8 protein-coding genes are annotated in these 13,894 nt (G+C 47.9%); all 8 read right to left on the reverse strand.

The features are described 5' to 3' along the window. Positions 1 to 78: 78 nt before the first annotated feature. The 8 genes from fusA to rplA all read right to left on the reverse strand — a co-directional run bounded on the left by fusA (position 79) and on the right by rplA (position 13,893). Complete coding sequence (gene fusA, locus CWB98_RS00005; RefSeq protein ID WP_054016908.1) at positions 79 to 2,193, reverse strand: elongation factor G; 2,115 nt, start codon at positions 2,191 to 2,193, stop codon at positions 79 to 81. Between the two features lie 27 nt (positions 2,194 to 2,220). Next, positions 2,221 to 2,691, reverse strand: a complete 471-nt coding sequence (gene rpsG / locus CWB98_RS00010) for a 30S ribosomal protein S7 (protein WP_046003850.1) — start codon at positions 2,689 to 2,691, stop codon at positions 2,221 to 2,223. Positions 2,692 to 2,793: 102 nt separating this feature from the next. Beyond that, positions 2,794 to 3,168: a 30S ribosomal protein S12 gene (rpsL, locus tag CWB98_RS00015; RefSeq protein WP_010387308.1), complete on the reverse strand. Its 375-nt coding sequence runs from the start codon at positions 3,166 to 3,168 to the stop codon at positions 2,794 to 2,796. Positions 3,169 to 3,359: 191 nt separating this feature from the next. Beyond that, positions 3,360 to 7,541, reverse strand: a complete 4,182-nt coding sequence (gene rpoC / locus CWB98_RS00020) for a DNA-directed RNA polymerase subunit beta' (RefSeq protein ID WP_138542970.1) — start codon at positions 7,539 to 7,541, stop codon at positions 3,360 to 3,362. A gap of 95 nt (positions 7,542 to 7,636) precedes the next feature. Further along, positions 7,637 to 11,662, reverse strand: coding sequence for a DNA-directed RNA polymerase subunit beta (gene rpoB, locus CWB98_RS00025; RefSeq protein ID WP_138542971.1), 4,026 nt, complete (start codon positions 11,660 to 11,662; stop codon positions 7,637 to 7,639). A gap of 265 nt (positions 11,663 to 11,927) precedes the next feature. Continuing rightward, complete coding sequence (gene rplL / locus CWB98_RS00030) at positions 11,928 to 12,290, reverse strand: 50S ribosomal protein L7/L12 (RefSeq protein ID WP_023400585.1); 363 nt, start codon at positions 12,288 to 12,290, stop codon at positions 11,928 to 11,930. Positions 12,291 to 12,360: 70 nt separating this feature from the next. Further along, positions 12,361 to 12,855, reverse strand: a complete 495-nt coding sequence (rplJ, locus tag CWB98_RS00035; protein ID WP_010387318.1) for a 50S ribosomal protein L10 — start codon at positions 12,853 to 12,855, stop codon at positions 12,361 to 12,363. 333 nt (positions 12,856 to 13,188) lie between these two features. Then, positions 13,189 to 13,893: a 50S ribosomal protein L1 gene (gene rplA, locus CWB98_RS00040; RefSeq protein WP_010387319.1), complete on the reverse strand. Its 705-nt coding sequence runs from the start codon at positions 13,891 to 13,893 to the stop codon at positions 13,189 to 13,191. Position 13,894 lies beyond the last annotated feature (1 nt).

Genomic DNA, 13,894 nt, shown 5'->3' on the forward strand with positions numbered 1-13,894 from the left:
TTCAAACTTTTCTTTTGCCATTTTCAAAATTCCTATAAAGAAATTAAAGTCCAGCCCTAAGACCGGACCGAACTAAAATTACTTAACAGCGCGAGCTGCAATAATTGCGTCAGCAACGTTTTTCGCCGCTTCTGCGTACTTGGAAAATTCCATTGAGTACGAAGCTCGACCTTGTGTTGCAGAACGAAGATCGGTTGCATAACCAAACATTTCAGACAGCGGTACCTGAGCATTAACTTGCTTCAGACCACCAAATGAGTCTTCCATACCTTCGATTATGCCTCGACGACGGTTGAGGTCGCCAACGACATCACCCATGTTTGCTTCAGGGGTGGTGACTTCTACCTTCATAACAGGCTCAAGAATCACAGGCTGCGCATCAAGCGCGCCTTTCTTGAAGCCCATTGCGCCGGCAATCTTAAACGCCATCTCATTTGAGTCGACATCGTGGAACGAGCCGTCAAACAAGGTAGCTTTCACACCCAGCATTGGATAACCCGCAAGAACACCTTGCTTCATCTGCTCCTGGATGCCTTTGTCAACCGCAGGAATGTATTCCTTAGGAACCGTACCACCTACGATTTCGTTCACGAATTCGTAAATTGGCGCGTCTTCATCAGCAACATCCATAGGCTCGAGCTTCAACCAAACGTGACCATACTGGCCGCGTCCGCCTGACTGACGTACGAATTTACCTTCGGCTTCAACCGAACCGCGGATCGTTTCACGATAAGCAACTTGTGGCTTACCTACGTTACATTCAACACTGAACTCACGTTTCATACGATCTACGATAATATCCAGGTGGAGTTCACCCATACCTGAGATAATGGTTTGGCCTGATTCTTCGTCGGTTTCAACTCTGAAAGACGGGTCTTCCGCAGCCAGTTTACCCAGCGCGATACCCATTTTTTCTTGGTCAGCAACGGTCTTAGGCTCTACTGCCACTGAGATCACTGGCTCTGGAAATTCCATACGCTCTAACGTGATAACAGCATCATGGGCACAAAGCGTGTCACCTGTGGTGACGTCTTTGAGACCAATTGCAGCAGCAATGTCCCCGGCGCGAACTTCTTTGATCTCTTCACGCGAGTTAGAGTGCATCTGAACGATACGTCCAAAGCGCTCTTTTTTGCCTTTAACTGGGTTATAAACCGAGTCACCCTGACCTACTGTGCCGGAATAAACTCGGAAGAAGGTAAGCGTACCAACAAATGGGTCGGTGGCGATCTTAAACGCCAGAGCAGAAAACGGTGCGCTGTCGTCCGCAGGACGCGTTGCTTCGCTTTCATCTTCCAGGATACCCTGGATCTCTTTAACCTCAGTTGGAGATGGCATGTATTCAACAACGGCATCAAGCACAGCCTGAACACCTTTGTTTTTGAACGCACTACCACAGGTCATTGGCACAATTTCATTGTTCAATGTACGCTGACGGATCGCGGCCTTAATTTCGGCCTCGTTCAGTTCACCTTCTTCAAGATATTTGTCCATTAGCTCTTCAGACGCTTCTGCGGCAGATTCGAGTAGCTCTGCGCGCCACTCCTCTGCCAGCTCCTGAAGTTCTGCCGGGATCTCTTCGTAGTTGAAAGTCATCCCCTGGTCTTCAGCATTCCAGTTGATGGCTTTCATCTTGATGAGATCAATAACACCTTTAAATTCATCTTCAGCACCAATTGGCAGCTGAATTGGCACAGGCGTAGCGCCAAGACGCTTTTTCACCTGATCCACAACGGCGAGGAAATCTGCGCCGGTACGGTCCATTTTATTGACGAAAATCATGCGAGGTACTTCGTACTTGTTCGCCTGACGCCAAACGGTTTCCGTTTGTGGTTGTACACCTGATGAAGCACATAATACGACTACAGCCCCATCTAGTACACGTAATGAACGTTCTACTTCGATGGTGAAGTCTACGTGTCCGGGAGTATCGATGATGTTTATACGATGCTCATCAAACTGAGCATCCATCCCTTTCCAGAAACACGTGGTCGCAGCAGAAGTAATGGTAATACCACGCTCCTGCTCCTGCTCCATCCAGTCCATAGTTGCGGCACCATCATGTACCTCACCAATTTTGTGAGACAGGCCCGTGTAATAAAGTACACGTTCCGTGGTGGTGGTTTTCCCCGCATCTACGTGAGCACAGATCCCGATATTACGGTAGCGCTCAATAGGAGTTGTACGTGCCATATTATCCTCTTAAAGGTCTCGGGCAGATTACCAACGGTAGTGAGCGAATGCTTTGTTCGCTTCAGCCATACGGTGAACGTCTTCACGTTTCTTAACCGCAGTGCCTTTGTTGTCAGCAGCGTCAAGCATCTCTTGAGCCAAACGAAGGCCCATTGATTTCTCGCCACGCTTACGTGCAGCTTCAACCAACCAACGCATACCTAGTGCGTTGCGACGAACTGGACGTACTTCAACTGGTACCTGGTACGTAGAACCACCAACACGGCGAGATTTAACCTCAACCTGTGGACGTACGTTATCAAGTGCAGACTCAAAGATTTCTAGGTGCGACTTGCCTGATTTTTCAGCAGCCACGTCTAGCGCACCATATACGATTTTTTCAGCAGTAGACTTCTTACCGTCAAGCATTACTACGTTAACGAATTTAGCAAGAAGCTCTGATCCGAACTTCGGATCTGGAAGAATTTTACGTTGACCTATTACGCGTCTTCTAGGCATTTTCTTTCTCCGGTATCTTCAGGTTCGTCTTACTACGACGAATTCCCAAAACAAAATATATAAATTAAAACTTAAGTGCTTGGCCTTACTAACGGAGAACCATTAGCCCTTAGGACGTTTTGCACCGTACTTAGAACGACCTTGTTTACGGTCATTTACGCCAGCACAGTCAAGCGCGCCACGTACTGTGTGGAAACGCACACCTGGTAAGTCTTTAACACGACCACCACGGATTAGGATAACACTGTGCTCTTGCAAGTTGTGGCCTTCACCACCAATGTAAGATGTTACTTCGAAACCGTTCGTTAGACGAACACGCGCTACTTTACGTAGTGCAGAGTTTGGCTTCTTAGGTGTAGTTGTATATACACGAGTACATACACCACGCTTTTGAGGACAAGCTTTAAGAGCAGCTGAGTTGCTCTTAGTAACCTTGCTGCGACGTGGCTTACGTACTAGCTGGTTAATAGTTGCCATTAAATAGCTCCTGAATTAATAAAAATTACTACTGAAAAAATCAAATTTCGCCAATTTAAACGTTCGGTTATTCGAACGAATAAATGGGTGGCGGAATTTTAATGAGCAAAGTTTAACCTGTCAACCAAAACAACTAAAAAGGCAGCGTTAAAGCTGCCTTTTTATTGTAATTGACGTGTTTTTCGTCAATTTTAGTCTTGGCCGCCAAGCAAGTCTGCGTTTAGTGCGTCAGTCAGTGCCTGAGATGCTTCTTCAGCACTTACTGTCTGCTCTTCAACTGCAGCTTCATTTTGCTTACGACGGTTGATGCGATCTAAGTGGTAAGAGAAACCAGTACCCGCTGGGATCAGACGACCCACGATAACGTTTTCTTTCAGACCACGTAGCTCATCACTCTTACCATTTACTGCGGCTTCAGTCAGGACACGAGTTGTTTCCTGGAACGAGGCTGCAGAGATGAAAGATTCTGTTGCCAGTGAGGCTTTGGTAATACCCATCAGCTGAATTTCGAACTTAGCTGGGATCTTACCTTGTTTCTCTAGCTCGCGGTTTGCGATGTTAACGCGTGCCACTTCGGCTTGCTCGCCCGCCAGGAACTCACTGTCACCACCATCGATGATGATACATTTACGTAGCATCTGGCGAATGATGGTTTCGATGTGCTTATCGTTAATCTTTACACCCTGTAGACGGTATACTTCTTGTACTTCGTTTACGATGTAGTTAGATACGTCAGTCACACCACGTAGACGTAAGATGTCGTGCGGAGACTCAGGGCCATCGGCGATAACTTCACCTTTCGATACCTGCTCACCCTCGAACACGTTCAGCTGACGCCATTTCGGGATCATTTCTTCGTATGCATCACCCTCTGCCGGCGTGATCACCAGGCGCTTCTTACCTTTGGTTTCTTTACCAAAGCTAACGGTACCTGTGATTTCTGCCAGGATTGCTGGATCTTTCGGCTTACGTGCTTCGAATAGGTCAGCAACTCGAGGTAGACCACCCGTGATATCACGCGTCTTCGAACCTTCCTGAGGAATACGCGCTAATACGTCACCCGGCTGAGCCGTAGCACCATCTGTGATTTCGATGGTGGTGAACGAAGGCAGACGAATTTCCTGCAGGCCACGCTCTTCATTTTCAATGATAAGCTTAGGCTCTTTTGCATTCACCTTAGCAAGGTCTTTAACTACCACACGCGTCAGACCAGTCAGTTCGTCTGTCTGTGCTTCTGTGTTAGAATCGTCGATGTCGCTGAACGATACTTTAGACTCATGCTCGATGATGATTGGGTGACTGTGCGGGTCCCAGGTCGCGACAATGTCGTTACCTTTCACTTCAGCACCGTCATTCACTGACAATACGGCACCGTAAGGCACTTTATAGCGCTCTTTCTCACGGCCCTGCTCGTCAATAACCGTAATTTCGGTTGAACGTGAGGTGATCACTATCTTACCGTCGGTATTGATTACGAACTTCGCATTGTGCAGCTTCATGCTACCGTTGTTCTTCACCTGAACGCTGTTCTCTGCAGACGCTCGAGATGCCGCACCACCGATGTGGAAGGTACGCATCGTCAGCTGGGTACCCGGCTCACCGATTGATTGTGCCGCGATAACACCCACAGACTCACCCGCGTTGATGATATGGCCACGAGCCAGGTCACGACCGTAACACTTAGCACATACACCAAAGTCGTTTTCACAGGTGATAACCGAGCGTACTTTAACTTCGTCCACTGAGTGCTCTTCTAACAGGTCACACAGCTTCTCATCAAGCATCACGTTACGTTCAACCAGCACTTCTTCAGTGCCAGGGATAACCACGTCTTCTGCGACAACACGACCCAATACACGCTCGCGTAGTGGCTCTACAACGTCACCACCTTCAATCAGCGGCTTCATCACAGTACCTTCAAGAGTACCACAATCAGTTTCGTTGATGACCAAGTCTTGTGCCACGTCTACCAGACGACGAGTCAGATAACCCGAGTTCGCTGTCTTAAGTGCCGTATCGGCTAGACCTTTACGCGCACCGTGCGTCGAGATGAAGTACTGTAGTACGTTCAGACCTTCACGGAAGTTCGCGGTGATAGGTGTTTCGATGATTGAACCATCCGGACGTGCCATCAGACCACGCATACCGGCTAGCTGACGGATCTGAGCGGCACTACCACGTGCGCCCGAGTCGGCCATCATGAATACTGAGTTGAAAGAGTCTTGCTCTTCTTCTTCACCTTTTGCATTCACAACCGTGTCTTTCGACAAGTTCGCCATCATCTCACGTGACAAGTTTTCATTAACACGTGACCAGATATCGATAACTTTGTTGTATTTCTCACCCGCAGTTACAAGACCAGACTGGAATTGCTGGTTGATTTCTGTAACTTCGGCTTCTGCCGCTTCGATGATACCAACTTTCGTAGGTGGGATTTCCATATCGTTGATACCGATAGAAACACCCGACTTCATCGCGTAGTGGAAACCGGTGTACATCACCTGGTCAGCAAAGATAACGGTATCTTTCAGACCCAGACGACGGTAACACTCGTTCAACAAACCAGAGATCTGCTTTTTACCCAGCGTGCGGTTGATCAACTCAAACGGCAGGCCAGTAGGCATGATCAAAGACAGGATGGCACGACCAACTGTGGTTTCAACCACTTCAGTTACGTCTTTACGCTCACCTGTTTCGCCATCAATGTGGACTTCTGCGATACGTACTTTCACGCGTGCATGTAGTTCAGCAGCGCCAGTACGGTAAGCTTTTTCAGCTTCTTTCGCATCTTTGAAAGCAATGCCTTCACCTTTTGCGTTGATGCGGTCGCGAGTCATATAGTACAGACCCAATACAACGTCCTGTGAAGGTACGATGATTGGCTCACCGTTCGCAGGAGACAGGATGTTGTTGGTCGACATCATCAGGGCACGTGCTTCAAGCTGTGCTTCCAGTGTCAACGGTACGTGTACCGCCATTTGGTCACCATCGAAGTCAGCGTTATACGCCGCACACACTAGTGGGTGCAGGTGGATTGCTTTACCTTCGATCAGAACAGGTTCAAACGCCTGGATACCTAGTCTGTGAAGTGTCGGTGCACGGTTCAGCAGAACCGGGTGCTCACGGATAACTTCGTCTAGTACGTCCCAAACCTCTGGTACTTCGCGCTCAACCATCTTCTTCGCAGCTTTGATGGTAGTCGCCATGCCGCGGCGCTCTAGTTTGCCGTAGATGAATGGCTTGAATAGCTCAAGTGCCATTTTCTTAGGCAGACCACACTGGTGTAATTTCAGTGTTGGACCTACTGTGATTACAGAACGGCCTGAGTAGTCTACACGCTTACCTAGTAGGTTTTGACGGAAACGACCTTGCTTACCTTTGATCATGTCTGCAAGCGACTTCAGAGGACGCTTGTTAGAACCTGTGATCGCACGGCCACGACGACCGTTATCGAGTAGTGCATCGACCGCTTCTTGCAACATACGCTTTTCGTTGCGTACGATGATGTCCGGTGCCGCCAGGTCAAGTAGACGCTTAAGACGGTTGTTACGGTTGATAACACGACGGTACAAGTCATTGAGATCAGACGTCGCAAAACGACCACCATCCAGTGGTACAAGTGGACGTAGATCAGGTGGCAGTACAGGTAGTACGCTCATTACCATCCACTCAGGATTGTTACCTGACTGGTGGAACGCTTCCATCAACTTAAGACGCTTAGTAATCTTCTTACGCTTGGTCTCAGAGTTGATAGTAGGCAGCTCTTCACGCATTTCAGCGATCAGCTGACCCAGATCCAGGTCACGTAGCAGATCAAGTACTGCTTCGGCACCCATCTTAGCTTCGAACTCGTCACCGTGCTCTTCCAGAGCATCCAGGTACTCTTCTTCACCTAACAGCTGGCCACGTTCAAGTGTCGTCATGCCAGGTTCAGTTACAACGAATGACTCGAAGTAAAGTACACGCTCGATATCACGAAGCGTCATGTCCAGCATCAGGCCGATACGAGACGGCAATGATTTTAGGAACCAAATGTGTGCAACTGGGCTGGCCAGCTCAATGTGACCCATGCGGTCACGGCGTACTTTAGTCAGTGTAACTTCAACGCCACACTTTTCACAGATCACACCACGGTGCTTCAAGCGCTTGTACTTACCACACAAACACTCATAATCTTTTACTGGGCCGAAGATACGGGCACAGAATAAGCCGTCACGCTCAGGCTTGAAAGTACGGTAGTTAATTGTCTCAGGTTTCTTTACCTCACCGTAGGACCATGAACGCACCATGTCCGGCGAAGCAAGACCAATGCGAATTGCATCGAATTCTTCGGTCTTATTTTGTTGCTTCAGAAACTTAAGTAAGTCTTTCACCTTAGCTCTCCTGTCGGAGTTAATCTTGAGGGCAAGCCTGGCTTGCCCCTTCATTCTTTTCAGTCCGGTCTGGGCCGCTTAGGCGGCCCGGCGGATCAACTTTCTTCCAATTCGATGTTGATACCCAGCGAGCGGATCTCTTTCAACAATACGTTGAATGATTCCGGCATGCCCGGCTCCATCTTATGGTTGCCGTCTACGATGTTCTTATACATCTTAGTACGACCATTTACGTCATCCGACTTAACTGTCAGCATTTCCTGTAGCGTGTAGGCAGCACCGTATGCTTCAAGTGCCCATACCTCCATCTCACCGAAACGCTGACCACCGAACTGTGCCTTACCACCCAGCGGCTGCTGAGTAACCAGGCTGTAAGAACCGGTAGAACGTGCGTGCATCTTGTCATCAACAAGGTGGTTCAGTTTCAGCATGTACATGTAGCCAACCGTTACCTGACGCTCAAATGCATCACCAGTACGACCATCATATAGCGTTACCTGACCACTTCGTGGGTAACCACCCAGCTCTAGCATGTCTTTGATTTCAGCTTCGCGTGCACCGTCAAACGCAGGTGTTGCGATTGGTAGACCACCTTTAAGGTTGTCTGCCAGACGGCGGATTTCATCATCAGAGAAGTTTTCAATATCGACTTTCTGACGGCAATCACCGATTGCGTAAGCTTTCTTGATGAAATCGCGCATTTCGTGTAGTTCACGTTGCTCTTTCATCATGTCTTCAATGCGCTCACCGATACCGCGTGCAGCAAGACCCATGTGAGTTTCCAGGATCTGACCGATGTTCATCCGCGATGGTACACCCAGCGGGTTCAGAACGATGTCTACCGTACGACCTCTTTCATCGTAAGGCATGTCTTCAACAGGCACGATAGTAGAGATAACACCCTTGTTACCGTGACGACCCGCCATCTTATCACCCGGTTGAATACGACGCTTAACAGCCAGGTAAACCTTAACGATCTTCAGTACGCCCGGCGCCAGATCATCACCTTGGGTGATCTTGCGACGTTTGTTCTCGAACTTCTTATCGTATTCAGCTTTCAGCTCGTCGTACTGCGCAGCCAGTTGCTCTAGTTCAGCTTGCTGCTCTTCGTCAGCCAGGCTTTGCGTCAGTAGCTTTTCAGCGTTCAGATCTGCGATCTTATCTTCGCTCAGACCAGCACGTACCAGCAGATCACGCGCACGAGTCAGAATACCACCTTCAAGGATACGGAATTCTTCGTTGAAGTCTTTCTTCGCTTCGCGAAGCTGCATGTCTTCAACTTCCAGCGCACGCTTGTCTTTTTCTACGCCATCACGGGTAAAGACCTGAACGTCGATAACCGTACCAGATACAGAGTTAGGTACACGTAGTGAGCTGTCTTTAACGTCAGACGCTTTTTCACCGAAAATAGCACGCAGTAGCTTCTCTTCAGGCGTTAACTGAGTTTCACCTTTAGGCGTTACTTTACCAACCAGGATATCGCCGCCTTTCACTTCAGCACCGATGTATACAACACCTGATTCGTCCAGCTTACCTAGCGCAGACTCACCCACGTTCGGGATATCAGCAGTGATCTCTTCCGGACCAAGCTTAGTATCACGCGCAATACACTGTAGTTCCTGGATGTGGATCGTAGTTAGACGATCTTCCTGAACAACGCGCTCTGACAATAGGATTGAATCCTCGAAGTTGTAACCATTCCACGGCATGAATGCCACGCGCAGGTTTTGACCAAGAGCCAGGTCGCCCAGGTCAGTCGAAGGACCATCCGCCAGAACGTCACCACGTACAACCGGCTCACCAACCATACAAGTTGGTTTTTGGTTGATACAGGTGTTCTGGTTAGAACGGGTGTATTTAGTCAGGTTATAGATGTCGATACCTGCTTCACCAGGTACACGTTCTTCTTCGTTCACGTTAACAACGATACGGCTTGCATCAGCATACTTCACCACACCGCCACGCTTAGCAACAATGGTTACACCAGAGTCTTTTGCCAGCGTACGCTCGATACCTGTACCTACCAGCGGCTTGTCTGCGCGCAGTGTTGGTACAGCCTGACGTTGCATGTTCGATCCCATCAATGCACGGTTCGCATCATCGTGTTCAAGGAATGGGATAAGTGCCGCTGCCACAGAGATAACCTGCTGTGGAGATACATCCATATACTGGATGCTGTCGCTTGGCATAAAGGTTGACTCACCCTTATAACGACATGGGATCAGCTCTTCTGCAAACTGGTTTTCTTCAGTCAGGTTAGTGTTCGCCTGTGCGATTACGAACTGACCTTCTTCAATTGCAGACAGGTAATCAACGTCATCCGTTACTACGCCATCCACGACTTTACGATATGGTGTTTCAAGGAAACCATAATCGTTAGTACGTGCATAAGTAGATAATGAGTTGATCAGACCGATGTTTGGACCTTCAGGCGTTTCGATAGGACAAACACGACCGTAGTGAGTAACGTGTACGTCTCGAACCTCGAAGCCAGCACGTTCACGAGTCAGACCACCCGGACCAAGTGCAGAAATACGACGCTTGTGCGTTACTTCTGACAGCGGGTTGTTCTGGTCCATAAACTGAGAAAGCTGTGAAGAACCAAAGAATTCTTTAACGGCAGCCGAAATAGGCTTAGCGTTGATCAGATCCTGAGGCATCACGTTGTCCAGATCACCTAAGCTCAGACGCTCACGTACAGCACGCTCAACACGTACCAGACCAACGCGGAACTGGTTTTCTGCCATTTCACCTACAGAACGGATACGACGGTTACCTAAGTGGTCGATATCGTCCACATCGCCTTTACCGTTACGGATGTCGATCAACACCTTCATCACGCTAACAATGTCTTCTTTGCTCAGCGTGCCAGGGCCTGTGTCAGTGTCATAACCAACACGGCTGTTGAACTTCATACGACCAACCGTTGACAAGTCATAACGCTCGTCAGAGAAGAACAGGTTGTCAAACAACGCTTCTGCTGCTTCTTTTGTTGGTGGCTCACCCGGGCGCATCATACGGTAGATTTCTACCAGCGCTTCAAGACGGTTTGATGTGCTGTCAATGCGCACAGTTTCCGACATGTAAGCACCGCTGTCTACATCGTTGATGTACAGGGTATCAATTTTAGTGTGACCCGCCTTCACAAGCTCGGCCATCAACTCCAGAGACAGCTCAGCATTTGCTTCTGCGATGATCTCACCCGTTGATTCATCGATGTAGTTTCGCGCAACCACACGACCAATGATGTACTCATGCGGTACTTCAAGCTGGTCAATGCCCTTTTTCTCGATTGTTTTTATATGACGGGCTGTGATACGACGACCCTGTTCAACCAGGACTTCACCGTCTGCATCTTTGATATCAAAAGCAGCGGTTTCACCACGTAGTCGAGATGGTACCAATTCCATCATCACTTTGCCGTTTGTCACTTCGAACGCTGTGGTTTCGAAGAACATGCCAAGAATTTCTTCAGTTGAGAACTCAAGCGCACGTAGAATGATTGACGCAGGCAGTTTACGACGACGGTCGATACGTACAAACAGGTTATCTTTTACATCGAATTCAAAGTCTAACCACGAACCACGGTAAGGGATCACGCGTGCGTTATACAGTACTTTACCCGACGAGTGTGATTTACCACGGTCGTTATCAAAGAATACACCAGGTGAACGGTGTAGCTGAGAAACGATAACACGTTCAGTACCATTGATAACAAAAGTACCTGTGTCAGTCATGAGCGGGATTTCGCCCATGTAAACTTCTTGCTCTTTAATGTCTTTGACTGTGCCTGGTGCATCTTTGTCCATTAGCACAAGACGAAGTTTTACGCGAAGTGGAGCAGAAAAAGTCACACCGCGAATTTGACATTCTTTTACATCGAATACTGGCTCTCCAATACGATAGCTAACGTATTGAAGCTCAGAATTGCCCGAGTAGCTTTTGATCGGGAACACAGAACGGAATGCCGCTTCCAGTCCGGTATCACCATCAGCGTCCGGTGTAATGAACTTTTTGAACGATTCCAACTGCGTTTGCAAAAGGAAAGGTATGTCCAAAACTTGTGGACGTTTACCAAAATCCTTACGGATACGTTTCTTTTCAGAATAAGAGTAAGCCATGGGGTTCCTCAGCTTGCTGATCTTTGACCCAACCTGTTCATGGAGAACAGACTTCATTGGCATCTAAGCCATGATAACAACATCTAATTGTCGTCCTATGAGTCACTCACTTTCAAAATACTACTAACAGATTGAAAAATAAGAAAAAACATAGGAATTTATTGCGCAACAGGAAAGCGTCGCTCTATAGCGCAAAAGGGCCGGTGATTAAATAATCACCAGCCCTTGCCTGATTGCTCAGGCAGCGAACCTAGCAAATGCCAGATTACTTGATCTCAACTTCAGCACCAGCTTCTTCAAGATCTTTCTTAAGTGCTTCAGCTTCTTCTTTAGAAACAGCTTCTTTGATTGGCGCAGGAGCAGACTCAACAAGAGCTTTTGCTTCTTTAAGGCCAAGACCAGTTGCACCACGTACAGCTTTGATAGCAGCAACTTTGTTACCGCCAGCGCCAGCTAGGATTACGTCGAACTCAGTCTTTTCTTCAGCAGCTTCAGCAGGACCAGCAGCAACAACAGCAGCAGCTGCAGTTACGCCGAATTTTTCTTCCATTGCTTCAACTAGTTCAACAACTTCCATTACTGACATTTCAGCAATCGCGTCAAGGATTTGGTCTTTAGTTACAGACATTTTAAGTTTCCTAATTAATCACGAACCATGGGGTTCTAAAAATTTATTTGTGAAAGTAAGAAGCGTGCTATTAAGCAGCTGCTTCAGCTTTCTGAACACGTACAGCTTCAATTGTTTTACACAATTTACCAGCTGACGCTTCTTTCATAGCGCTCATTAGGCGTGCAACAGCTTCGTCGTAAGTAGGCAGCTTAGCTAGCATGTCTACGTCAACAACATTGCCTTCAAATGCAGCCGCTTTCAGTTCGAACAACTCGTTCTTCTTCGCGAAATCAGCGAAGATACGAGCTGCAGCACCTGGGTGCTCTGAAGAGAAAGCGATTAGGCTTGGGCCCACTAGCGATTCGTTAAGGCACTCATAGTCAGTACCTTCTACAGCGCGCTTAGCTAGCGTGTTACGGACAACTTTCATCCATACGCCTGCTTCACGAGCTTCTTTACGAAGTGCAGTGATCGCATCTACTGTTACACCACGAGAATCTGCAACAACTGCAGACAGAGCACCTTTGGCAGCTTCGTTGACTTCAGCAACAATTGCTTTTTTGTCTTGAAGATTTAAAGCCATGGGTGTTACTCCTGGTTATGATGGGAACGTGTCCCAGTTCTACTTTACTCATTGTCTTTCGACTCAGAGCTGCTTTTTACGGCGAGAACCAGAAGATTAGGAAAAATCTAGCTGGGATTCACACCGTCTACGTAGGGAATTAAGTAACTCAGTTACACCTACGGTCTTGGACGGAAACGCAATTTATCGGATCATTGTAGACTATAAAGCCTGCAAAGTGCCGAAATTATGCGCTTCAACCCGAATTCTTTGCTTCGTTGAGAGTCAGACTCTCAACGAAATGGCGCAAAATTATAGTCTAATTTTTACGCCATGTAAACGCTTATCTCTAAATTAAGCCACTTGCGTGTTTAGAGTAGCTTGGTCTACAGCAACACCCGCGCCCATAGTCGTTGAGATGCTTACTTTCTTCACGTAAGTACCTTTAGCTTGTGAAGGCTTAGCCTTCTTAAGCGCAACGATAAGTGCTTCCAGGTTTTCCTGAAGCTGGTTAGCGTCGAAATCAACCTTACCGATAGTGGTGTGGATGATGCCGTTTTTGTCGTTACGGTAGCGAACCTGACCCGCTTTCGCGTTTTTAACTGCCTCTGCAACGTTAGGCGTTACAGTACCAGTCTTAGGGTTAGGCATAAGGCCGCGTGGACCTAGGATTTGACCTAGTTGACCAACTACGCGCATTGCATCCGGAGAAGCAACAACTACGTCGAAGTTCATTTCGCCTTTCTTAACCTGCTCAGCAAGGTCTTCCATGCCTACCAGATCAGCACCAGCTTCTTTTGCTGCATCAGCGTTTGCACCTTGAGTGAATACTGCTACGCGTACTTCACGACCTGTACCGTGAGGTAGTACAGTTGCACCACGTACGTTTTGGTCAGATTTACGAGCATCGATACCCAGGTTTACAGCAACGTCTACGCTTTCAACGAACTTAGCAGTAGCCAGTTCTTTAAGAAGAGCAACAGCTTCGTTGATTTCGTATTCTTTAGTAACATCCACTTTTTCGCGGATAGTACGCATACGCTTAGTTAATTTAGCCATT

Origin of the sequence: Pseudoalteromonas rubra (assembly GCF_005887115.1) — a bacterium.
GTDB lineage: Bacteria > Pseudomonadota > Gammaproteobacteria > Enterobacterales > Alteromonadaceae > Pseudoalteromonas > Pseudoalteromonas rubra_F.